The organism is Rhodococcus sp. ACS1, from assembly GCF_002300155.1.
In the GTDB taxonomy this organism is placed as follows: Bacteria; Actinomycetota; Actinomycetes; order Mycobacteriales; family Mycobacteriaceae; genus Rhodococcus_F; species Rhodococcus_F koreensis.
In genome coordinates this window covers 973,093-994,953 of record NZ_NSDZ01000005.1, presented here as the reverse complement: position 1 = coordinate 994,953, position 21,861 = coordinate 973,093, and the positions used below count along the sequence as shown (strand labels likewise).

Annotated in this window: 20 protein-coding genes; 3 read left to right on the top strand and 17 right to left on the bottom strand. The window is 67.3% G+C overall.

Annotated features, from left to right (window positions below):
- Window positions 1-149: 149 nt before the first annotated feature.
- Both CJ179_RS25335 and CJ179_RS25330 read right to left on the bottom strand, forming a co-directional pair.
- On the bottom strand, window positions 150-1,349 hold the full coding sequence (locus tag CJ179_RS25335) for a sensor domain-containing diguanylate cyclase (RefSeq protein WP_095863245.1): 1,200 nt from the start codon (window positions 1,347-1,349) through the stop codon (window positions 150-152).
- Between the two features lie 79 nt (window positions 1,350-1,428).
- Window positions 1,429-2,232: an alpha/beta fold hydrolase gene (locus CJ179_RS25330; RefSeq protein ID WP_015888572.1), complete on the bottom strand. Its 804-nt coding sequence runs from the start codon at window positions 2,230-2,232 to the stop codon at window positions 1,429-1,431.
- 110 nt (window positions 2,233-2,342) lie between these two features.
- Between CJ179_RS25330 and CJ179_RS25325 the strand changes: the two genes are divergently transcribed.
- Window positions 2,343-3,278, top strand: a complete 936-nt coding sequence (locus CJ179_RS25325) for a methionyl-tRNA formyltransferase (protein WP_072947926.1) — start codon at window positions 2,343-2,345, stop codon at window positions 3,276-3,278.
- Between the two features lie 58 nt (window positions 3,279-3,336).
- Here CJ179_RS25325 and CJ179_RS25320 read toward each other — a convergent pair whose 3' ends face one another.
- Window positions 3,337-5,085 carry an ABC transporter ATP-binding protein gene (locus CJ179_RS25320; protein ID WP_095863244.1) on the bottom strand — a complete coding sequence of 583 codons (1,749 nt, stop codon included), beginning with the start codon at window positions 5,083-5,085 and terminating at the stop codon, window positions 3,337-3,339.
- Complete coding sequence (locus CJ179_RS25315; RefSeq protein WP_095863243.1) at window positions 5,082-6,785, bottom strand: ABC transporter ATP-binding protein; 1,704 nt, start codon at window positions 6,783-6,785, stop codon at window positions 5,082-5,084. The genes CJ179_RS25320 and CJ179_RS25315 overlap by 4 nt, the downstream gene beginning before the upstream one ends.
- Window positions 6,786-6,951: 166 nt before the next feature.
- Between CJ179_RS25315 and CJ179_RS51405 the strand changes: the two genes are divergently transcribed.
- Window positions 6,952-7,125: a hypothetical protein gene (locus tag CJ179_RS51405; protein WP_005262874.1), complete on the top strand. Its 174-nt coding sequence runs from the start codon at window positions 6,952-6,954 to the stop codon at window positions 7,123-7,125.
- 33 nt (window positions 7,126-7,158) lie between these two features.
- Window positions 7,159-8,706, top strand: a complete 1,548-nt coding sequence (locus CJ179_RS25310) for a trehalose-6-phosphate synthase (protein WP_072947918.1) — start codon at window positions 7,159-7,161, stop codon at window positions 8,704-8,706.
- Here CJ179_RS25310 and CJ179_RS25305 read toward each other — a convergent pair.
- The 13 genes from CJ179_RS25305 to CJ179_RS25245 all read right to left on the bottom strand — a co-directional run bounded on the left by CJ179_RS25305 (window position 8,676) and on the right by CJ179_RS25245 (window position 21,725).
- Window positions 8,676-9,686, bottom strand: coding sequence for an NAD-dependent epimerase/dehydratase family protein (locus CJ179_RS25305; protein ID WP_095863242.1), 1,011 nt, complete (start codon window positions 9,684-9,686; stop codon window positions 8,676-8,678). The genes CJ179_RS25310 and CJ179_RS25305 overlap by 31 nt on opposite strands.
- Before the next feature lie 168 nt (window positions 9,687-9,854).
- Window positions 9,855-10,373, bottom strand: a complete 519-nt coding sequence (locus tag CJ179_RS25300) for a h domain protein (RefSeq protein ID WP_072947914.1) — start codon at window positions 10,371-10,373, stop codon at window positions 9,855-9,857.
- Complete coding sequence (locus tag CJ179_RS25295; RefSeq protein ID WP_095863241.1) at window positions 10,370-11,116, bottom strand: hypothetical protein; 747 nt, start codon at window positions 11,114-11,116, stop codon at window positions 10,370-10,372. Before CJ179_RS25295 ends, CJ179_RS25300 begins: the two co-directional genes overlap by 4 nt.
- Window positions 11,113-12,522 carry an MCE family protein gene (locus CJ179_RS25290; protein WP_095863240.1) on the bottom strand — a complete coding sequence of 470 codons (1,410 nt, stop codon included), beginning with the start codon at window positions 12,520-12,522 and terminating at the stop codon, window positions 11,113-11,115. The genes CJ179_RS25295 and CJ179_RS25290 overlap by 4 nt, the downstream gene beginning before the upstream one ends.
- Complete coding sequence (locus CJ179_RS25285; RefSeq protein WP_072947906.1) at window positions 12,519-13,748, bottom strand: MCE family protein; 1,230 nt, start codon at window positions 13,746-13,748, stop codon at window positions 12,519-12,521. The genes CJ179_RS25290 and CJ179_RS25285 overlap by 4 nt, the downstream gene beginning before the upstream one ends.
- Window positions 13,745-15,037, bottom strand: a complete 1,293-nt coding sequence (locus tag CJ179_RS25280; RefSeq protein ID WP_072947903.1) for an MCE family protein — start codon at window positions 15,035-15,037, stop codon at window positions 13,745-13,747. Before CJ179_RS25280 ends, CJ179_RS25285 begins: the two co-directional genes overlap by 4 nt.
- Entirely contained in the window at window positions 15,034-16,089 is a 1,056-nt protein-coding gene (locus tag CJ179_RS25275; RefSeq protein ID WP_072947901.1) for an MCE family protein, read from the bottom strand. The genes CJ179_RS25280 and CJ179_RS25275 overlap by 4 nt, the downstream gene beginning before the upstream one ends.
- Before the next feature lie 2 nt (window positions 16,090-16,091).
- Window positions 16,092-17,114 (bottom strand): MCE family protein, encoded by a 1,023-nt coding sequence (locus CJ179_RS25270; protein WP_095863239.1) that lies wholly within the window; start codon window positions 17,112-17,114, stop codon window positions 16,092-16,094.
- Entirely contained in the window at window positions 17,111-18,286 is a 1,176-nt protein-coding gene (locus tag CJ179_RS25265; protein ID WP_095863238.1) for an MCE family protein, read from the bottom strand. Before CJ179_RS25265 ends, CJ179_RS25270 begins: the two co-directional genes overlap by 4 nt.
- A gap of 12 nt (window positions 18,287-18,298) precedes the next feature.
- On the bottom strand, window positions 18,299-19,150 hold the full coding sequence (locus CJ179_RS25260; protein ID WP_072947894.1) for an ABC transporter permease: 852 nt from the start codon (window positions 19,148-19,150) through the stop codon (window positions 18,299-18,301).
- A gap of 20 nt (window positions 19,151-19,170) precedes the next feature.
- On the bottom strand, window positions 19,171-19,935 hold the full coding sequence (locus CJ179_RS25255) for an ABC transporter permease (protein ID WP_015888557.1): 765 nt from the start codon (window positions 19,933-19,935) through the stop codon (window positions 19,171-19,173).
- A 576-nt stretch (window positions 19,936-20,511) separates the two neighbouring features.
- Window positions 20,512-21,429, bottom strand: coding sequence for a 3-oxoacyl-ACP reductase (locus CJ179_RS25250; RefSeq protein ID WP_072947892.1), 918 nt, complete (start codon window positions 21,427-21,429; stop codon window positions 20,512-20,514).
- Between the two features lie 104 nt (window positions 21,430-21,533).
- Window positions 21,534-21,725: a ferredoxin gene (locus CJ179_RS25245; protein ID WP_072947890.1), complete on the bottom strand. Its 192-nt coding sequence runs from the start codon at window positions 21,723-21,725 to the stop codon at window positions 21,534-21,536.
- Window positions 21,726-21,861 lie beyond the last annotated feature (136 nt).

Genomic DNA, 21,861 nt, shown 5'->3' with positions numbered 1-21,861 from the left:
CCCGCACTGCCAACAGAATTCCCCGCGCCAAAGCGGTCACTACGTCGGGTTTTGCCCCATAAACATACCGTGCGTTCGTTCACTCGGGAGGCCCGGGCGATGCCGGTTTCCGGGGGCAGCCGTCCAGCAACCGCAGCCGCCCGGCAAACCTATTCGTGCCAGACCGCGGTGTTCCCGCCCCGGCGCTTGGCGGCGTAGAGGGCGATATCGGCGTGATGGAGCAACTCGTCGACCGTGCGAGCCGACGTACTGCGCGCCATCCCCACACTGATCGTCACGACGAGCAGTTCGTCGCCGACGTCGATCGGCGTCATGATCGAGGCGAGCATCCGGTCGACCACGTCGTCGGCGTCCAGTTCGTCGATGTCCGGAAGGATCGCGACGAACTCGTCGCCGCCGAGTCTGCCCACCGCGGACGGCGTCCGCATCGCGTGCCGCAGATGCTCGGACACCGCCTGCAGGATGGAATCGCCGACGCGATGGCCCCGGGTGTCGTTGACTTCCTTGAACCCGTCCACGTCGAGGAACAACGCGACCGCCGGACCCACGCCGGGCTCGAACAAGCGCTGCAGATGCTCCGTGATGGCGGCGCGATTGAGCAGCCCGGTGAGACTGTCGTGCGTGGCCTCGTGCAGAAGCAGCGCATGCGCCTCCTCCGCCTGCTTCTGGGCGGTGACTTCCGCGGTGACATCCCGGAAATGCACGACCAGCGCGCCGGCGTCGGCCGCGGCGGTCACCTCGATCGTCGCCCCGGGCCGATACAACGAATCCACCCGGGTCTGCTGCTGAGTCCCGGTGGCGAGAACCTTGCGGCACAGTGCGTCGAAGTAGCTGCCCTGCGTTTCGGGGAGAACCTCGGTGACGACGCGGCCGAGCAACTCCTCCCGCGACCGTCGTACGTGCCGCAGGCAGACGGAGTTGACGTAGATGATCCGAAGGTCCTCGTCGAGCGCCAAGAACCCCAGGCCCACCCGGTCGAGCAGAGACGCGAGCTGGGCGTCCCGGCCGGCGACGTGTCCGAGTTCGATGACGACCCCCGTCAACTCGACGGGATCCCCGGACGCATCGGTGGTGACGTCGATGCTGCGGGTGAGGATGTACCGGGTCGACCGATCCGTCAGCACGATACGGAACACGCATTCCGCGCCGACCGAGCCGGCCGTGTCTTCGAACATCCGGCGCACCGTGCCGATGTCCTCGGAATGGACGCGCTCCCGCCACAATTCGAGCGGCGGCAGGGAACCGTCGTCCCCGAAGATGGCGGCGGCCTTCTCGTCCCACCACAAGGTGCCGTTCACGACGTCGTACCGGACGATGCCCACCCCGAGGCGCGGAATGCCCAACGCCATCAGGTCCTCGCCGTCACCGTGATCGCCCCCCAGCCACTCGAAGATCCACCCTACTCACAACGGTGGCGGCAGCCACCGGTCAGTTGGCGAGGAACTCGAGCAGTACCTTGTTCACCACTTCGGGCTGTTCGAGGTAGCCGTAGTGCCCCACGTCGGGGATCTCGTAGTACCGGGCCGACGGGATCGCCTCGGCGACCTCACGCGAGAGGTACGGCGGAATCATCCTGTCGTCGGCGAAACCGACGGACAGGCACGGCGCGGTGATCGCCCGGTAGGCCTGCCTGCGGTCGAAGCTGCGGTCCATCTCCATCTGCGCGCGCACACCGTCCGACGTCCGGCCGCCGCTGAACTCGAACAGGTCGAGCCAGTCGCGGGCCGTGTGCGGGTCGACGAGCGACGCGGGCGACAGGTTCATCACGGCGGTCACCGCGGCCCGGTACTTGGCGGGGAGTTCGACCCCGCTGTCGTGGAGGGCGCGCTCGCCCTCGGTGAGGGTCTGCTGGAAGTAGTCCATGCGGGCGTGGCCGGCGAGGAAGGCCGCCTTGAGCACGAGATCAGGGCGGGACAGTGCCAGTTCCTGCGCGACACGGGCGCCCATCGAGGTGCCGACGACACGGGCCGGTCCGCCACCGAGGTGCTCGATCAGTCCCGCGGTGTCCGCGACGAGGTCGTCCATGGTGATCCCATCGACGCTCTCACCGGACGGCGCGATGCCCCGGTTGTCGAACGTGCAGACGCGGTAGCCGGCGTCGACGAGCGCGGGGGTCTGATGCAGATCCCACACCCGCCCCGGGCTTCCGGTTCCCATGATGAGCACCACTAAATCGCCGGATCCCTTGACCTGGTAATTCAGGGGGATCCCGTTGATCGTGGCGATCGTCATCTTGCCTTCCTTCCCTGGGCGGTCTCACCGAACTAGATTGGATAGCCTAAGCTGGCTTCGCCGCCGCTCAAAAGCGGCGCTGACCGACAAGCTCGTCCAGGAGGACCGCGTTGAGAGTCGCCACACTCGGATATCAAACCTGGGGTCACCGTACCCTGCAGGCCCTGCTCCAGTCCGACCATGAGGTCGTCCTCGCGATCACCCACCCCAAGAGCGATCACGTCTACGAACAGATGTGGGCGGACTCCGTCGCCGACCTGGCCACCGAGCACGGGGTGCCCGTGCACATCGCCACCAAGCCGGACGAAAACTTCAAGGCCGCCCTGAAGCAGGCCGACCCGGACATCGTCGTCGCCAACAACTGGCGCACGTGGCTGCCGCGGGACGTCTTCGACTCTCCCCGCTACGGCACCCTCAACATTCACGATTCGCTCCTGCCCAAGTACACAGGATTCTCCCCGCTCATCTGGGCGCTCATCAACGGCGAGGAAGAAGTCGGCCTCACCGCGCACCTGATGGACGAGGAACTCGACGCCGGCGACATCGTTTTGCAGAGGTCGACGCGGGTCGGGCCGACGGACACCGTCACCGATCTGTTCCACCGCACCGTCGACATGATCGGCCCGATCACGCTCGACGCGCTCGCACTGATCGAGTCCGGTCGCACGGACTGGACGCCGCAGGACCGCTCGCAGGCCACGTTCTTCCACAAGCGTGCCCCCGAGGACAGCCTCATCGACTGGACGTGGCCCGCCGACGCCATCGAACGCCTCGTCCGCGCGCAGTCCGACCCGTACCCGAACGCCTTCACCCATTTCAAGGGTCAGCGTGTCCGGGTTCTGAAGGCCGCCGTATCCGAGGGAAATTACGGTGGAACGCCCGGGCGTGTCTTCATCCACGAAGGCGACGGAATGGTCATCGTCGCCGGACCCGACGCCCGCACCGGACAGAACAAGGGCCTGAAGATCCAGCGCGTCCGCCTCGACGACGGCACCGAACTCGCCGGGACCGACTTCTTCCCCCACGGCGGCGGCTACCTCAGCTGACGCCCGTGCGCCTTTCTGGTAGTGGGTGCTACCAGAAAGGCGCACGGGGCGGAACGCCCTACCGCCCCTCCCACGCCGACCACAGCTCGGCGTAGCGTCCGCCGGCCTCGACGAGCCGGGTGTGCGGACCTTCCTCGACGATCCGGCCGTGTTCCAGGACGACGACCCGGTCTGCGGCAGCCGCCTGCGTCAGCCGGTGGGCGACCACCAGCGTCGTGCGACCGCGGGTCGCGGCCTCCGCCGACGCCTCGAGTTCCCGGGCACCCGCGCTGCCCGCTTCGGCCGTCGCCTCGTCCAGGATCGCGACCGCCGGGTTCGCGAGGACGAGTCGCGCCAGGGCCAGCTGCTGCGCCTGGGCGGCGGTCAACTCGTGTCCGCCCTCCCCGACCACGGTGTGGACCCCGTCGTCCAGAGCGGTCACCCAGCCGTCGGCGCCGACGGCCTTCAATGCCATCGCCGCGTCCTCCTCGGACGCGTCGGGTGCCGCGAGCCGCAGGTCGTCGATCAGCGGTCCGGCGAACACGTGGACTTCCTGGCTGACGATCGCGACCCGGCGACGGAGGCCACCCGGCTCGAGGTCCGCCAGCGCGGTTCCGCCGATCCGCACCGAACCGGCCGTCGGGACGATCGACCCGGCCGCGATCGCCGCGACCGTCGTCTTGCCCGCCCCGGTCGAGCCGACGAGGGCGACACGTTCACCCGACTTCACGTGCAGGCTGATGCCGTGCACCACTTCGTGGCTGCCGTCGTAGGTGTGGCGGACGCCGTCGAGTTCGAGCGTCGCGTCCGTGTTCTCCCCGGCGGCGGCGGTCCCGGCGGAGGATTCGTCGTCGAGGTCGACGACGCCGACGAGCCGCGCCAGGCTCGCACCGGCAGACTGCACCTCGTCGAACGTGTACATCAGCATGCCGATCGGATTGAACAACCGGTGGAAGAGCAGCGCCGCGGTCGTGGTCTGGCCGACTGTCACGATGTCCGCGTTCACCAGGGCGAATCCGGCGGCGAGGATGGTGGCCAGCCCCACGAACTCGGCCCGGTTGCCGCGTCCCGCGAACCGGGTGAACAGTGCGAAGACGCCGACGGACAGGTCGCGGGCCTTCTCCGACGCGCCGTTGATCTGACCCAGGTGGCTGTTTTCCAGGCCGTAGGCGCGCACCGTCCGGGCACCCTGCATGCTGCTGATCAGGGCCTGCGAACGCTCCCCCATCGCGACGCGTTCGGCGGCGTACACCGGCGCCGACCGCGGCAGGTACCAGCGCATCGCCAGCGCGTACATCGGCAGCGCCACCATGCCCGCGAGCCCGAGCCGCCAGTCGATGCCGAGCATCGTGACCATGCTCAGCACCACCAGCAGGACCGCCGTGACGAGATTGGGGACCACGTCGGTGACGGCCTTGCCGATCACCGCGACGTCGTCGCCGACGCGCGACAGCAGGTCGCCCTTGCCGACCCGTTCGATCGTCTGGATCGGCAGCCGGAGCGCCCGGTCGACGGTCCGCTCGCGCAGGTCCGCCAGGATTCCCTCGCCGAGACTGCGGATCAGGTACGACGCGAACCCGGCGCACAGTCCGCCGATCACCGCGGCGGACGCGATCACCGCGACCACCCAGCCGACGGTGGACGGCGGCGCACCGTCCTGGACGCGGTCGACGAGGACGCCGAAGACGTAGACGGGGACCAGCGCCATGCCGGCCGCGACAGCCGCCACCAGCAGCGTGAAGACGCTCCGGCCGCGGCGCTGTCCCAGCTCGTACCTCAGCCACGCCCACGTGTCGCGCGCGTTCGCGATGGGAAGCAGTTCACTCATCGCAGGACCGCCTGACTGTAGTTCGCGTTCTCGGTGGCCAGTTGCGAGTGGGTGCCCTCACCGGCCACCGTTCCGTCGTCGAGCACGACGACGCGGTCGGTGACGGACAGCAGCGCGGGGCTGCTCGTGATGAGGATCGTGGTCTGGCGATCCGGGGAGCCGCGATGCCGGAGGTCCGCGATTCCGCCCGCGATCGTGTGTTCGGTGACGGCGTCCACCGCCGTCGTCGGATCGTGCAGCACCATCACCGGCGACTGCGCCACGAGTGCGCGTGCCAGGGCGACGCGCTGTCGTTGACCACCGGACAGCGAGGACCCGCGGTCGGCGACCTCGTGGTCGAGCCCCTCGGGGTGCGCTTCGACGACGTCGACCGCCGCGGACGCGGACAGCGCCGCGTGTACCTCGGACGCCGTCGCGCCGGGCCTGCCCGCGGTCACGTTCGAGGCGACGGTTCCGGAGAACAGGTCGCCGTTGTGCGGTTCGACGAGCAGCGTCCGGCGGGCGTGCGAAAGATCCGCGTCCGACAGCCGGACCCCGCCCACCGTCAGTTCGCCGTCGTAGCGGTCGGGCGGAACCTGCCCGGACAGCAGCGCGGCCAGCGCCTCCGCGTCCTGGGGGCGGTACGCGACGACGCCGAGCAGTTCGCCGGGGGTGACCCGGAGGTCCAGTCCGCTCAGGGACCGGTAGGACACGCCGGTGAGGCTGAGTTCGCTGCCGTCGAGTGTCCGGCCCGACCCGGCGGGCAGCAGGGGTTCCGCGTCCAGTACGAGTGCGAGGCGGTCCGCCGACGCGCGGGCGAGGGCGAGGAACCCGGGCAGGCCGGCGAGAACGCCGAGCGGTTCGATGAAGAACTGGGACAGTCCGACGACGGTGATCAGTTCGCCGATAGTGATGCGGCCCTCGAGCGCGAACCAGCCCGCGAAACCCGCGACCCCGACGGCGAGGAGTGCGCTGACGGTCATCGACACCCCGGCGAACACGGCGGAACTCTTCGCCGTGTGCAGGGTGGCGCCGAGTGCGTCGCGGCTGGCCGCCCGGTACCGGCGCGACGCCGACACCTCGGCGCCGATCCCGCGCAGGGGGCGGAGCCCGCTCACGAGGTCGGTGGCCATCGCGGACGCCCGCGCGACCGCCGCCTGCTGGTCGGTGGCGCGGCGGGTGATCAGCGGTGCCGCGAGTTGGAGAAGTCCGAGGATGACGGGGGTGCCGATCAGGACGGCGAGGCCGAGGGGCACGTCGATCAGCAGCAGGGCGATCGCGGATCCGATCGCCGCGGTGAGGGCCGCGGCGGCGCGCGGGGTGATGTCCGCGATCCAGGCCGCGCGGTCGGCGTCCGACGTCGACACGGACAGCAGCTCACCGGCGCGCAGCTCGGTGCGCACCCCCCGCGGGTCGAGGATGCGGTGCGCGACCTCCATCCGCAGCTGGTGGGCCTCGTTCTGCATCGCCACGACGATGAAACGCGCACCGTAGCGCCAGGCCGCGGTGAGCACCAGGAACAGCAGTGCGAGGGCGCACAGCCACACCGTGAGCGCGAACACGTCGCCGGTCGCGACGGCCCGGTCGACGATCACACCGATCGAGATCGGGACCAGCGTCTCGGCTACCTGATGCAAGCAGACGAGTACGGTGCCGATGCCCAGCCGTCCCCGATTCCGCACCAGGGTGCGACGCAGAATTGCGGTGCCACCAGTCTTCACGCGCGTAACTCCCAACGCCGACGCTTCCCCACCCACCACAAAGTAAGCGGACCCTAACTAGATGAACCCTAATCGATGGGCAACTAGCGTTGACATGCCCGGTTCTCATAGAGTCGCCGATACGAACTACTGCGCGTGACGCAGCAGCAAGCCCGAGAGGACAAAGATGGCCGCGAAGACGACCGCCGAAAACGACATCGCGGACGAGGATCTCGAACCCCTAGCCGACGAGACCGCTCGCCAGGCGCAGCGTGTTGTCGCTGCATACGCCGAAGATGCCGACGAGTGCAGGATGCTGCTCTCGATGCTGGGAATCGGACCCACCTCCAAGCTCGACTGAGAATTTCATCCACTTCGACTGCGAAGGAAGCCCGTGGCTGCCAGTTCGGAATCGTCAGCATCGTCATCACGCTCGACTTCTGATCCGGTTTCCGGGCAAGCCGACTTCGTCGTCGTCGCGAACCGACTCCCCGTCGATCTCGAACGCCTTCCGGACGGCACCACCCGCTGGAAGCGCAGCCCCGGTGGCCTCGTCACCGCGCTCGAGCCGATCCTGCGCCGCAACAAGGGCGCATGGGTCGGCTGGGCGGGGGTCCCGGACGCGGAACTCGATCCCGTCGTGGAGGACGATCTCGAGCTGTACCCGGTTCCGCTGAGCGCCGCGGAGATCGCCGATTACTACGAGGGCTTCTCCAACGCCACCCTGTGGCCGCTGTACCACGACGTCATCGTCAAGCCCGAGTACAACCGCGCCTGGTGGAACGCCTACGTCGAGGTCAACCGCCGTTTCGCGGAGGCCACGTCGAAGGCTGCCGCGCAGGGCGCCACCGTGTGGATCCAGGACTACCAGCTGCAGCTCGTTCCGAAGATGCTGCGCATGCTCCGACCCGACCTCACCATCGGGTTCTTCCTGCACATTCCGTTCCCGCCGGTGGAACTGTTCATGCAGATGCCGTGGCGCACCGAGATCATCGAGGGCCTGCTCGGCGCCGATCTGATCGGGTTCCACCTCCCGGGCGGTGCCCAGAACTTCCTCTACCTGGCCCGCAAGCTCGCCGGCCAGCAGACGTCCCGCGGCAACGTGGGCGTCCGCTCCAAGCTGGGCGTCGTGCAGGTAGGTTTCCGCACGGTCCGCGTCGGCGCGTTCCCGATCTCCATCGACTCGGGGCAGTTGGACGAGCAGTCCCGGTCCAAGTCCATCCGGGACCGCGCCAGGAAGATCCGCAAGGAACTGGGCAATCCCAAACACATCATGCTCGGCGTCGACCGCCTCGATTACACGAAGGGCATCGACGTCCGCCTCGCCGCGTTGCACGAACTGCTCGACGAGAACCGCGTCGACCCCGCCGACACCGTGCTCGTGCAACTCGCGACACCCAGCCGCGAGCGCGTCGAGAGCTACGTCCACATGCGCGGCGAGATCGAGCAGTCGGTGTCGCGGATCAACGGCGAGTACGGCGAGGTCGGCAGGCCCGTGGTGCACTACATCCACCGGCCCATCCCCCGCGACGAACTGATCGCGTTCTTCGTCGCCGCCGACGTGATGCTGGTGACCCCGCTGCGGGACGGCATGAACCTGGTCGCCAAGGAGTACGTGGCGTGCCGGAGTGATCTCGGCGGCGCGCTGCTGCTCAGCGAGTTCACCGGTGCGGCCGCCGAACTGCGTCAGGCGTTCCTGTGCAATCCGCACGATCTCGACAGCGTCAAGGACGCGATGGAGCAGGCCCTGAACCAGCCGAAGGAGGACGGCCGACGCCACATGCGGGCCCTGCGCAGGCAGGTCCTCGCACACGACGTCGACCGGTGGGCCCGGTCCTTCCTCGACGCCCTCGCACACGGCGGCGCCGCGGGCCCCGCGCTGATCGCTCCCGCCGAGGCTTCCGAGTCCGACTACACCGAAGACGCGACCGGGAACAGCTGACCTCCCCGGCTCAGCTGACCGGACGTCACCAGGAAGGCGACGAAGTCGCGGATCGTCTCGTCGGCGGGACGTGGGGCGTAACCGAGTTCGGACCGCGCCTTGCCACCGTCGACGACCGGCGCCGCGAGCAGCGCCGACATCGCCGACCGCGACAGCACGTCCGACCCGAAGCGGGTCCCGATCGGTTCGGCGATCGGCAGCACGCGTTCGATGACACTGAGCGGGAACGAGTACAGCGGCCCCCGACGGCCCGCCGCACGCGCTGCCCTCCTCACGACATCATGCATGCCGAGCATGTGCCCCGAGATCAGGTAGTTCTCACCGGTCCGGCCCTTCTCGCCTGCGGCGATCAGTCCGGCGGCGACGTCGCGGACGTCGACGAAGTCGAACCCGCCCTGCACCGCCGCGGGCACCCGGCCACGAGCGGCGTTGCGCAGCAACGCGTTCACCCGCGACAGTCCGTAGTCGGCGGGCCCGTACACCCCGGTGGGGTTGCAGATCACCGCGTCGAGGCCGGCGTCGACCACCTCGCGGAGTTCGATCTCGCCTGCCCATTTCGACCTGTCGTACACGGGGATCGACGCGTCGACGGACCTCGGCGAGTACTCGTCGAGCGTTCCGCCGCAACTGCTCTGGTCGAAGGAGTGCACAGAACTGCAATGCACCATCCGCCGAACTCCCACCGCGAGAGCGGCTTCGGCGACGGTGCGAACACCCTTGGTGTTGACGGTCCACGCCAGGTCGTCCTTCTGGGCGAGGGTGATCATCGCGACCAGGTGGTAGACCACCTCGGCGCCGTCCAGCGCCTGCTTCATGGATTCGACGTCGAGCACGTCGGCGTTCACCCAGGTGACCCCGTATTCGGGTGCGTACCGGGAACGGACGCGGTCGATGGCAGTCACCTCATGCCCTGCCTCGACCAACAGATTCAGCAGATTGTTGCCCACGAATCCCGCGGCGCCGGTTACTGCAACCTTCATCGACGACTCCCCGTTCGGTTGTGGCCGTGCGACACAGCGTCGTGCGTCGGCACCCGGCCAGGAAACCCCGAGACTACTAGAACTTGTTTCATTTTGTGAAGGGGGTGGCTCCGCCCCGTGAGTACTTCTTAACCGCCCGACGTTAATAAGTACTCACGGGCAGCGCAGCTACACCGGGGTCAGCTGATCGACGAGCCAGCGGTCGTCGACCTTCTGCAGCGACACCCGCACCCGGCTGCCCGACGTTCGGGCGTCGGGGGCGTCGGCGCTCGTCGTCGTCTGGTTCAGGTACAGCAGAACCACCGCCTCGTCGGGTGTGGTCGACACCGGCGCGGCGGCCTGCACCGACACCTGCACGGTGAGTTGCTTCTGCTTGGCGCCCGGTGCGATGGTCTCCTGGACGAGCGTGGTGTAGTCGTCACGGAACGAACCGGTGAGTCCGTCTGCGGCAGAGGCCAACTGGTTGTCGACGTCGGCGAAGTCGTACGCCAGCATCGCGACGGCCTGCTTGCCCGCGGCGTCGACGGCGTCGATGCGCGCCTGCTCGGAGAGTTGATCCTGCCGGTGGCCGTACCAGAGGAAGCCCACCCCGACGGCGAGCGCGACCACCACGACCGCGGCCGCGATCTTCAGCGCTGCGCCCTTGGTGATTGCGAACTTTCGCTTGCCTTCGTTGTTGTCGCTCATGGGACGAACTCCACCTTCGATGCGGTCAACTTGCCGTCGACGTCGCTGATCGTCACCCGCATCCGGAAGTCGCGCGGTGAGGGTTCCGGCTGTTCCTTGCTGCTCACCATCGTCCGCGCGGCCACCAGGACGTTCGCCGAGATCGACGTCTCGGTACCGTTCTCGATGCCGGCCTCGATGACCTCGCCCTCGGTGGTCACGTTCGCGTCCTGCACGACACCGACGAACGGATCCTCCCGGCCCTGGAACTCTTCGAGGAACTGGCCGGAAGCACCGGCGACGATTCGGGCGACGTCGTCCTTCGCGGTCTCGGGGTGGATGGTCGTCAGGTTGAGCACCGTCTGCCGGGCCGTGTCGACGAAGGCTTGACGGCGGTCGTCCCGTTCGCGCGCGGACAGCTGGTCGAGCAGCAGGACTACCGCCGCGACGACCAGTGCGACAATCACCACCGCCGTAACGCCCCACGCGAGCAACGACTTCAGGGACCGACCCTGCTTCGGCGCCTCGATCGGCGGCGCCTCGGACGCCTGTGGTGCGGACGTCGTCGTGGAGACCTTCTCCGCCTCGGGAGTGGCCTGCGCGACCGCCGGCTTGGCGAGGACCACCGGCTTCGGGGCCTCGGTCTCCCCCACCGGCGGGCCGGCGTGCCGGACGGCCCGGCGTCTCGTCCGGTCCGTCGATGCGGGTGTCTGCTGCGCCTGATCCGCGGAGTCGGTCACGCGCTCGTCCGTGCCGGAACTCAAATCTGCTGACCTGTCATCATCGTCTGCCACGTCGAGTCCTTTCCCTGCACCGCCAGATCCGGTTGGGTGTACGTCTTTCCATCCGAACCAATGAAGCTACCGGTGGCCGGGTCGTAGGGCACGGCCGCGACCGGTGCACCCGCGGAGCCTTCGTAGGAACTCGGAACGGCTGTGTACGAGGGTACATCCGGCGGCATGATCGGCCCGTACGGCGGGTTGTTGCCCGACGCCTCCCAGCCCTCGCGGCATGCCTCGACCGTCGGTGCGCGGCGTCCGGGGAACTCCATGCACGGGAGGTTCCGCGCGCCGCGCACGACGGACGGGTCGTCCGGAGCGGCCTTGCAGTACAGGTCGTTCGGTGTCGCGATCGGGTCGGTCTGATCTCCCGACCGGCGTTGGTCGGGGGGCAGGAATCCCGTCGTACACGCCGGGGGGTCGTGCAGTTGCAGGGCGAAGTCGACGATCGCGCCGTCCTCCACGGGCCCGCCGGTCGCCGCCGTCACGAGCGCCGCGGTCAGCGGCGGGTAGATGACCAGCACCTGCTCGATGCTCTTGTTGTAGATCACCCCGACCTGCCCGACGCTCACCAGATTCCGCAGCAGGATCGGCAGCGTCGGCTGCAGGTCCTGGAACAGCTGGGTGGCTTCCTGCGCCGCGCCGGGACCCTTCTCCAGCACCGACCGCAGGCTCGGGTCGCTCGCCCGCAACTGGTCGGTGAACGTCACGAGGTCCTGGGTCCACGAGCGGATGGCGTCGCTGCTGACCGTCTGGGTGTCGAGCAGCGGACCGACCTGGTCGATCAGGGCCTTTGTCGCGTCGCTGTTCGCGTCGGCCTCCTCGACGAACAGGCGGGCCGAGTCGATGAGCCGCTGCAGGTCGGGACCGGATCCGTTGAACGCCGTGAACGCCTCGTCGATCACCGTCTGCAGCCTGGTGTCCGAAATGCTGGCGAGCAGTTCGTCGGCCTGGTCGAGCATCTCGCCGACGTCCTGCGGGATGGTCGCCCGATCCTCCGGGATCACATCGCCGTTCGCGAGGTACGGGCCGTCGGCTGTGCCTTCCCGCGGGATCAGGTCGACGTACTGCTCGCCGACCGCCGACACGCTCTTGACCGCCGCGTCGACGTCGGCCGGGATCTTGTAGTCGCTGTCGAGCGACATCTTCGCCTCCACACCCTCGCCGGTGAGCGTCACGTTCTCGACGACACCGATGTTGGTGCCGCGGTACGCGACATTGGCGTGGGAGTAGAGCCCGCCGGTGGACGGCAGCCGGACGCTCACCTCGTAGCGTCCGATGCCGAACAGCACCGGCACCTTGATGTACTGGATCGACATCACGACGAGCCCGATGACGGTGAGGATCGAGAAGATGATCAGCTGAATACGAACGAATCTCGTCATTCTCATGGTGTCGGCGCCCCTCCCAGTTGCGGCGGAAGGCCCGGTATCTGCGGCAGTCCGGGTATCTGCGGGAGCCCGGGAATCACCGGCGGCGCCGGTGCCGGTTTCGGCGCCGGCTGCAGCGGCGCCTGCAGCGGATCGCCGGACTGTCCGGCCACCCCGGCGAGCGATCCCACGGCGCCCTCCACGCCGCCGAGTGATCCGCCGAGCCCGGTTCCGGTCAGGAAGTTGCTGTCGACGCGTTCGTTGGTCATGTCGATCGTCATCATGAGGTTCGCGTAGTCGCCCTGAATCGCCTTGTCCATCGTCTTCATCGGGAAGGGGTACGTGAGCATCAGGGTCAGCACCTCGGTCAGCGCGCTCCCCGAGTTGGCGAGTTCACGCAGCACCGGGGTGAGGTTGCGCAGGTTCGCCTTCAGGTCCTCGCCGCTGCTCTCGACGAGACGGGAGGCGGTGTCGCTGAGCTTGCCCACCTCGACCAGAGCGGTGGTGAGATTCTGCCGTTGGGTGACGAGCACGTCCAGCGCGGGCGGGATGCCGTCCAGCGCCGCGTCCAGGGTGGCCTTCTGCTCGTTGACGGTGCCCGACAACCGGTCGAGCCCCTCCATCGCACCGATGATGTCGCCGCGCTGCCGGTCGAGGCTCGTGACGAGCTGGTCGAGTTGCGGAAGGAGGTCGCGGATGGACTCCTCCCGTCCGCCCAGCGCGGCGTTGAGTTCCTGGGTGATGTCGCGGATCTGGGCGATGCCGCCGCCGTTGAGCACCACCGACAGCGACGACAGCGTCTGCTCGGTGGTCGGGTAGGCGCCCGCCCGCTCGATCGGGATGACGTCGCCGTCCTCGAGTTTGCCTTCGGGCTCGACGTCGCTCGGCGGAGCCAGCTCGAGGTGCTGCGAGCCGAGGAGGCTGGTCTGGCCGATCTTGGCGGTCGCATTGGCGGGCAACTGGACGTCGCCGTTGATCGACACGGTGACCAGGGCGTGCCAGTCCTGCACCTCGATGCCCGTCACCGAACCCACCGTCACGTCGTTCACCCGGACGGGCGAGTTCTGCGACAGCGTCGTCACATTGGGCATCTGGATCTCGACGGTGTAGGCGTCGTCGCCCTGCCCCTCGGTCCCCGGCAGGGGAAGCGAATTCAGCCCTTCCCACTCGCATCCGGTCAGGGTCAGCGTCAGTGTGATCGCCACCGCGGCGATGCCACCGCGACGCATCCGTGCGTGCTTCGTCATCGCCCACCTCCCGGCTGCAGCAGATCGTTCAGGTCTCTGGGCACGTCCACCGTCGGCATCCCGGCGAGGGTGCCGGTCACCGGGGGCGCGGACCGCGGCGGCACGGAGGCCTCGAGACTCGGCGGGGTGTACTCGATCTGATCCGGGAACGCATTCACTCCCGTGGTCGGGTTGGTGAGGACGGGCAGATAGTTCATCGTCAGCGAGTTCAGGACCGGCGACAGGTACTGGGTGCACAGGTCGGCACTGCGATTCGCCTCGTTGGCCTGCAGGCTCTGGATGGCGCCGCACATGAAGTTCACGGGGTTCCCGAGGTTCGCAAACGCGACCGCACCGACCAGTGACCCCTGCGCCGGCTTGTAGATGTTGCTGAAGTTCGCCAGCGCCGTGGGCGCCACGTGGAGCACCTGCTCGATCTGGGGCCTCTTGTCGGCGAGCACCTGGGTGGCGTCCGCCAGACGGCCGACCTGCTCACTGAGGGCGGCGCGGTTCTCCGCCACGAACCGGTTGACGTCGCCGAGCGCCAGGTCGAGGTCGTTCAGGGCGGTTCCGAGTTCGTCGGAGTTGGTGGCGAGCATGTTCGACACCGACGCGAGCCTGCCCTCGAACTGGACGATCTGCTCGTTGCTCGACGACAGCGCCGCCACGAACGTCTGCAGGTTGCGGATGGTCGAGAACAGGTCGGTGCGGCCGTCGGACAGGGTCCGCATGGTCTCCGACAGTTCCCGCAACGTGTTGCGCAGCGACTCGCCGTTCCCGTCGAGATTGGCGGCGGCGGTGTCGATGAACGTGCCGAGCGAGCCCTGCGGGTCGGCGCCCTGCGGTCCGAGCGCCTCCGACAGCTTGTTCAGCTCAGTCTTGATCTCGTCCCATTCCACCGGGACGGCGGTGTGCTCCACCGGGATGCTCGCGCCGTCGCCCATCGTCGGCCCACCCGCGTACACGGGTGTCAGCTGGACGAACCGTCCCGACACCAGGCTGGGCGCGACAATGACGGCCTTCGCGTCGGCCGGAATCTTCACGCTCTTGTTCACGTTCATCGTCACCCGCGCGAAGTCGGCGCCGGGCTCGATCGAATCGATCGTCCCCACCTTCACACCGAGGACGCGGACGTCGTCGCCCGAATACAGCCCGGTGGTCGCCGGGAAGTAGGCGGTGATCGTGTTCTGGAACAGCTTGGGCACGAACATCACTGCGGCGCCGACGATCAGCACCACCACGACCGCGGCGACGCCGCCGCGGATCAGCCACTTCTTCCGCGTGTTGGTGATTTCCGGGTTCGTCGTCATCGCGGCGGTTCCCTCAGCTCGATGGACGGACCCGTCTGCAGGTACGCCTGGAGGTCGTTGGGCAGATGCTCCGGCCACGTCACCGCGTCGCTGAGCCCCTGGAACAGGTTGCCGATGCCGATGTTGTAGACGTACGCCATGAAGAACGGGCCGCTACCCACCGACTCGCCGAGCTGAGTGGCGTACGGCGCGAGGCCGTCGAGAGCCTGTGAGATGTTGTCCTTGTTGCGCTGCAGGACGTCGACCACCGAGTTCAGCTTGTCGAGCGTCGGTTTCATCTGCTCCTCGTTGTCCTGGACCAGCCCGGTGAGCTGCCGGGACACCTCGGAGATGTTCACGATCAGCTGGCTGATCGCCGCGCGGCGACGGTCGAGCTCACCGAACAGCTCGTTTCCGTCGACGATCAGCGAGTTGATCTGCCCGCTGCGCTCGGCGAGGATTCCGGTCACGTTCTCGGCCCGCGAGAGCAGCTGCCGCAGGCTCTCGTCCCGCGAGTTGATGCTCTCCGACAACCGGGTCAGGCCGTCCAGTGCGGTGCGCAGCTCGGGCGGCGTGTTCTCGAGAGCGCCGGACATCGCGTTCAACGCGTTGTTGACCTCGTCGGTGTCGAGTTCGGAGACGGTGGTCGACAGATCGCCGAGTGCGTCGTTGAGCGAGTACGGAGAGTTGGTGCGCTCCAACGGAATAGTCGATCCCACCCGCATCGTGTCGTGCCCGAGCGGGGTGACGGCGAGGGACTTGCGCCCGAGAACGGTGTTGGTCTTGATGTTCGCCTCGGTGGCGTCGCCGAGGGCGATGCCGTCCTGGATGGTGAACGTGACGAGCACCTTCTGGTCGTCGAGTTCCACCTCGGCGACCTTCCCGACGTCGACACCGGCGAGGGTCACCGTGTCGCCGGTCATCAGCCCACCCGCGTCCTCGAAATAGGCGGAGTACTGCGTGCCGCCCGACAGGAATTGCAGCTGATCGTATTGCAGGGTCGCGATCACGATCATGCTCGCGACGGCGACACCGATGAGTCCCACCTGTACGGGATTGCGTTCACTCTTCATGGCTACGGTGCACACCTCCCTGCCGTCTGACCGCCCGGCATGTTCAGGAGCAGATCCGATCCGTCCGGGCCGGAGAACTTGAACTTGACCGTGCAGACGTACATCTGGAAGAAGCTGCCGTACGTGCCGATGCGGATGAGCCTGCGGTACGCGTCGGGCAGATTCTGGAACACCCAGTCGAGGTCGTCCTCGCCCGCCTGGAGTTGAGTCGCGGTGCGGTTGGCCTCCGCGATCGTGCTCTGCAGGGGCGGCCGCGCACCTTCGAGCAGATGTGCGAGATCGCCCGTCGCCCCGGCGATGCGGGGAATGGCGTCACCGATCTGATCGCGGTCCTGGGAGAGCCCGCTCACCAACTGCTGCAACCGGTCGAGCGTCGACCGGAACTGGTCGCCGCGGTCGTTGATGGTCCCGAGCACCTGGTTGAGGTTCGTGATCACCTCGCCGATCAACTGGTCCCGGTCGGCGAGGGTGTTCGTGAACGAACTCGTGCTGCCGAGGAGCGAGACGAGCGTGCCGCCCTGCCCCTGGAACACCTGGACCAGCGCCTGCGACAGGTCGTTGACCTGCTGCGGGTCCAGCGCCCGGAGCAGCGGCTTGAACCCGCCCAGCAGAAGGTCGAGATCGAGTGCGGGAGAGGTGTTCTCGACGGGGATCGAACCACCGTCCGGCAGTGGTTCCACCGATCCGGCGCCTTCGAGGAGTTCCATGTACCGGTCGCCGACGAGGTTCTCGTACCGCACCGTCGCCTTGGTCCCGTCGAACAGCGAGTACTTGGTGTCGACGGTGAAGTCGACGTCGGCCAGGTTGTCGTCGTCGATGCCCACCTTCTCGACGGCGCCGACGGGAACGCCGGCGATGCGGACCTTGTCGCCGGGCTTGAGCCCGGACACGTCGGTGAACGTAGCGTGGTAGCCGTCGGAACTACTGAATCGGTACTGGCTGAACACCAGGGCGAGCCCGGCGAAGATCACCGACATCACCGTCGCGAAGATCAGCAGCTTGACCGTGGTCGCTCGCACAGTCACTGCCCACCCTGCCCGGGGAACACGCCCGCGAACAACAGTTGGAACACCTTCGGCAGATGTACCTGGACTTCCGTCGACGGCACGAACGGCACCGTGCCGGTGTCGGCCACGACGAAGTTCGCGTGCTTGCTGAGATCGGGGTTGGGAAGACCGTGGCAGTTCGGCCCACCTGTCGCGTTCACTTTCGGCAGGTCCTTCGGATAGGTGTACGGCTCCTGCCCGTACATGAAGCTGGCACTCAGCGCGATACCCGGCTGATTGCCGCCGATGAGCTGTTCGGCGAGGGGGATCACGTTGTTCAGGCCGACGATGAAGCAGGAGATCTCGGGCGAGTACTCGGCCAGCAGATCCGTCGTCGGGAGCAGCAGGCCGAGAGCGGAGTCCAGGTTCTGCTCGTTCTCGGTCAGGACGGTGTTCGCCGTGTCGGCCAGCCCGGTGACGTTGAGCAGCACGGCGTCCAGGTTGTCCTGTTCGTCGACGACGGTGCCGCTGGTGGCCGTCGCGTTGTCGAGCACCCGGAGCAGGTCGGGCGCGGTGTCGGCATACACGTCGGTGACCTGCGCCGCCTTCGCCAGATCTTCCTGCAACTGGGGCAGACTCGGGTTCATCTCCGCCAGGTAGCTGTCGCTCTGCTCGAGCAGGGCGCCGAGTTCGTCACCCCGCCCGTGCAGCGCCGAGGAGATGGCACCGAGGGTGGCGTTGAGCTTCTCCGGCTGCACCTTGGCCAACACGTCGGACAGGTGCTGGAAGACCGTGTTGAATTCGACGGTGACGTTGTCGGATGCGATGACGTCCCCCGACTGGAGAGGGGTGGACGACGGGTTCTCCGGCATCACGAAGTTGACGTACTTGGCGCCGAACACGGTGGTGGACTTGATTTCCACAGTCGCGTTGGACGGAATCAGCGACATCATGTCGGGGTACATCGCCAGTTTCAGCTCGGCGCCGTCGGTCACGTGCTCGATGGCGGCGACGCGGCCGACCTGGACACCGAGGAGCTTGACCTTGGCGTCGGGTTCCATCACCAGTCCGGAGCGATCCGACGTCACGGTGACGGGCGTGGTCTCGTTGAACGTGCCGTTGAACATGGCCAGTGACACACCGATGATCGCGAGAAGACTCACCACGAGTACGAGTGCCGCGAGCTTCTTCTTCCCACTCGAATCAGTCATCTACCGGCACTCCTATCCCGAAAGGTTGAAGTTGCCGGACCCGCCGTAGATGGCGAGCGAGATGAGCAGGGTGACGGTGACGACGGCGATCAGCGAGGAGCGCACCGCGTTGCCGACGGCCACACCGACGCCGACCGGGCCGCCCGAGGCGTTGAAGCCGTAGTAGGTGTGGATGAGCATGATCGCGATCGCCATGACGATGGCCTGGGCGAACGACCACAGGATGTCCGTGGGTATCAGGAACGTCGAGAAGTAGTGGTCGTAGACGCCGGACGACTGGTCGTACAGCACGACGGTCGCGAACCGGCTCGCCATGAAGGACGCGATCACCGCCAGGGCGTACAGCGGGATGATCGCGATCATGCCCGCCATCACGCGGGTGCTGACCAGGTACGGGATCGACGGGATCGCCATCGTCTCGAGTGCGTCGATCTCCTCCGAGACGCGCATCGCGCCGAGTTGGGCAGTGGAGCCGGCGCCGATGGTGGCCGCCAGCCCGATGCCCGCGATGACCGGCGCCGCGATGCGCACGTTGATGAATGCCGCGAAGAAGCCGGTGAGTGCCTCGACACCGATGTTGCCGAGCGAGCTGTACCCCTGCACGGCGATGGTGCCGCCGGTGAACAGAGTCAGGAAGCCGACGATGACGACCGTTCCGCCGATCACCGCGAGCGCACCGGTGCCCATGCTGATCTCGGCGATCAGCCGCAGCGTCTCCCTCGGGTAGTGCATCAGGGCGCGGGGCGCCGAGCCGATGGCCCGCGCGAAGAACAGTGCCTGCTCACCGAGCCGGTCGATCGAGCGGGACGCCGACGCGAACCGTCTGCGAGTTCGGGGAAAGCGCCCGGCCGCCGCTAGTGCCATCTACTCCACCACCAAGTCGATCACCCTGCCGTCAGTTTGATGCCGACGGCGGTGACGAGAACGTTGACCACGAAGAGGGCCATGAACGAGAACACGACGGTCTGGTTGACGGCGTCACCGACGCTCTTCGCGCCACCCTTGACGTTCAGGCCGAGGTAGGCGGCGACGAGGCCGGCGATCATGCCGAACAGACCTGCTTTGACTTCCGAGATCACGAGTTCCCCGAAACCGGTGAGCAGCGTGATGCCATTGACGAAGGCACCCGGGTTGACGTCCTGGATGTAGACCGAGAAGACGAAACCGCCGAGGATGCCGATGGTGCAGACCAGCCCGTTGAGCAGGAGCGCCACGACGGTCGAGGCCAGCACGCGCGGCACGACCAGGCGGTGGATCGGGTTGATGCCCAGCACGCGCATCGCGTCGATCTCTTCGCGGATGGTGCGGGCGGAGAGGTCTGCGCAGATGGCGGTGGCGCCTGCACCCGCCACGATGAGCACGGTGACGATGGGGCCGACCTGGGTGACGGTGCCGAGAGCGGCGCCGGCGCCACTGAGGTCGGCGGCGCCGATCTCACGGAGGAGGATGTTGATCGTGAAGCTCACCAGCACGGTGAACGGAATGGCCACCAGCACGGTGGGCACCATCGAGACCCGGGCGACGAACCACGCCTGGTCGACGAACTCGCGACGCTGGAAGGGCCTCGAAAAGACTGCCCTCAACGTTTCGCCCGACATCGTGAAGAACCCGCCGACCGCACGCAACGGCACCTCGAGGAGGTCTACCATCCGTCCTCCTCGTCCATGATCTCGCCCAGCACCGACTGTCAGTTCGAGCCCAGCCCCCCAACGGTCTGTGACTCAGGTCATATTAACTAGAACGTGTTCACCTGTCAAAGGTGGCCGCTCATCAGCAAGAATCGTCCCATATTCAGCACGCTCCGAGGGTCGGATTCGACCGAAAATCAGGGCGTGTCACCCCGCGATCGGACCTGGAAGTTGGTGCCAGCCGGAAACACAAAGCGTTGGCGCTAAGTTGTTATAGCACAAGACCTTTGAATAAATATCATCGCGCACGGGCGAGCGCGGAAATCGCCTTTGCGTCCGATTCCGGCGACCGGGCGCGCCCGCCGGGCACCAGCGCTTCGGGAGTGTCGCAGGCAAGGGTGATCGAACCGGTCGACGGCGGAAAACTAGAACACGATCTAGTCAAATCCGGCACGTGTTCCACACCCCCTCCACCGTCACCCGGCCCCGCTCCGCAGCTGTTCAGTTGCCTTCAGTATCGCCCATCGCGGACGCATTACCTGCGGAAACGATACGCAAACCCGGGTCGTGTCGATTCCTCGACCCGCAGGACGCGGATCAGCCCAGTTCGCGCAGCGCCGCGGAGGCCGAGAACATCGCGGCCGGATCCCGGTCCTCGAAGTAGGTCCCGAGCTCCTCCGCGAGCGCACCGGGTGTCCAGCGGCCGTCCACGGCGTCGAAGCGCCGCTCGACGACCGGCGCCGCCATCAACGCCACCATCGGGCCGTAGACGACGAAGACCTGGCCGTTCACGGAGTCGGCGGCGGGAGATGCGAGGTAGGCGACCAGCGCGGCCACATGCTCGGGCGACAACGGATCGACTCCCTCGGCGGGAGCCTCCCCGAAGACGCTCTCCGTCATCGACGTGCGGGCCCGAGGGCAGATCGCGTTGGCCCGGACGCCGTACCGGGAGAGCCCACGGGCCGCCGACAGCGTGAGCGCCGTGATGCCCGCCTTGGCGGCACCGTAGTTCGCCTGCCCCTCGGGTCCGAGCAGTCCCGCCTCGGACGAGGTGTTGACGATCCGCCCGTACACGGGCGCGCCGGCCTCCTTCGACCTGCCCCGCCAATACGACGCGGCGGAACGGCACAGCAGGAAGTGGCCGCGCAGATGCACTTTCAGCACCAGGTCCCAGTCCTCGTCGGACATGTTGAACAGCATGCGATCCCGCGTGATGCCCGCATTGTTCACCAGGATGTCGAGGCTGCCGAGCCGGCTCTGCGCCGCCTCCATGATCGCGTCGGCCGTGGACCGTTCGCCGATGTCGCCTGCCACGAACTCGACCTTTGCGCCCAGGCCCCGGATTTCCTCCAGAGTTTCCTCGACGGCCTCGTTCGCGGCCAGGTCGTTGACGACGACGGACGCACCCGCACGGGCCAGTGCGATCGCCTCGAACTTTCCGAGGCCGGATCCGGCACCGGTCACGACGGCGACCTTGCCGTCCACGTTCACTTCGCGGTCAGCCACAGCATTCATGAACACGCTCTCCTGGTTCTGTGCGCTCGCCGCAGGTCGTGAACCACGGCGCGGCGGTAGGTCGACGCCACTCTAGAACGTGTTCTCATTCCGGGCAACAATCCTCAGGGGTGCTCGGTGAGTGCGGCCCTCGGACACTGGGCGATCGCCGTACGCACGTCTTCCTCCCGGTCAGCGGGAGGAACGGCACTCGTGATGTGCAGCTGATCGTCGTCGTCGAGCTCGAAGATGTCGGGTGCGATCCCCACGCACACACCATTGGCCTCGCAACGGTCGAAATCGACTCTGACCTCCATGGCAACCCTCACTTCTTCTCGTCTCGTCACTCGCGGATCCGGGTGCAGCCGGGCTGTGGCGCACGCCGTTCCTGCGATAACACTAGAACCTGTTCCAGTCGTGTGCAATGATTCGTTCCACGACTGCGGGCACGCC

What these genes read in the sequence shown, in the direction of transcription:
- CJ179_RS25335 (WP_095863245.1), bottom strand. Translation starts at nt 1,349, where the DNA reads ATGGCGTTGGGCATTCCGCGCCTCGGGGTGGGCATCGTCCGGTACGAC.
- CJ179_RS25330 (WP_015888572.1), bottom strand. Translation starts at nt 2,232, where the DNA reads ATGACGATCGCCACGATCAACGGGATCCCCCTGAATTACCAGGTCAAG.
- CJ179_RS25320 (WP_095863244.1), bottom strand. Translation starts at nt 5,085, where the DNA reads ATGAGTGAACTGCTTCCCATCGCGAACGCGCGCGACACGTGGGCGTGG.
- CJ179_RS51405 (WP_005262874.1), top strand. Translation starts at nt 6,952, where the DNA reads ATGGCCGCGAAGACGACCGCCGAAAACGACATCGCGGACGAGGATCTC.
- CJ179_RS25305 (WP_095863242.1), bottom strand. Translation starts at nt 9,686, where the DNA reads ATGAAGGTTGCAGTAACCGGCGCCGCGGGATTCGTGGGCAACAATCTG.
- CJ179_RS25300 (WP_072947914.1), bottom strand. Translation starts at nt 10,373, where the DNA reads ATGAGCGACAACAACGAAGGCAAGCGAAAGTTCGCAATCACCAAGGGC.
- CJ179_RS25290 (WP_095863240.1), bottom strand. Translation starts at nt 12,522, where the DNA reads ATGAGAATGACGAGATTCGTTCGTATTCAGCTGATCATCTTCTCGATC.
- CJ179_RS25285 (WP_072947906.1), bottom strand. Translation starts at nt 13,748, where the DNA reads ATGACGAAGCACGCACGGATGCGTCGCGGTGGCATCGCCGCGGTGGCG.
- CJ179_RS25280 (WP_072947903.1), bottom strand. Translation starts at nt 15,037, where the DNA reads ATGACGACGAACCCGGAAATCACCAACACGCGGAAGAAGTGGCTGATC.
- CJ179_RS25275 (WP_072947901.1), bottom strand. Translation starts at nt 16,089, where the DNA reads ATGAAGAGTGAACGCAATCCCGTACAGGTGGGACTCATCGGTGTCGCC.
- CJ179_RS25265 (WP_095863238.1), bottom strand. Translation starts at nt 18,286, where the DNA reads ATGACTGATTCGAGTGGGAAGAAGAAGCTCGCGGCACTCGTACTCGTG.
- CJ179_RS25260 (WP_072947894.1), bottom strand. Translation starts at nt 19,150, where the DNA reads ATGGCACTAGCGGCGGCCGGGCGCTTTCCCCGAACTCGCAGACGGTTC.
- CJ179_RS25255 (WP_015888557.1), bottom strand. Translation starts at nt 19,935, where the DNA reads ATGGTAGACCTCCTCGAGGTGCCGTTGCGTGCGGTCGGCGGGTTCTTC.
- CJ179_RS25250 (WP_072947892.1), bottom strand. Translation starts at nt 21,429, where the DNA reads ATGAATGCTGTGGCTGACCGCGAAGTGAACGTGGACGGCAAGGTCGCC.
- CJ179_RS25245 (WP_072947890.1), bottom strand. Translation starts at nt 21,725, where the DNA reads ATGGAGGTCAGAGTCGATTTCGACCGTTGCGAGGCCAATGGTGTGTGC.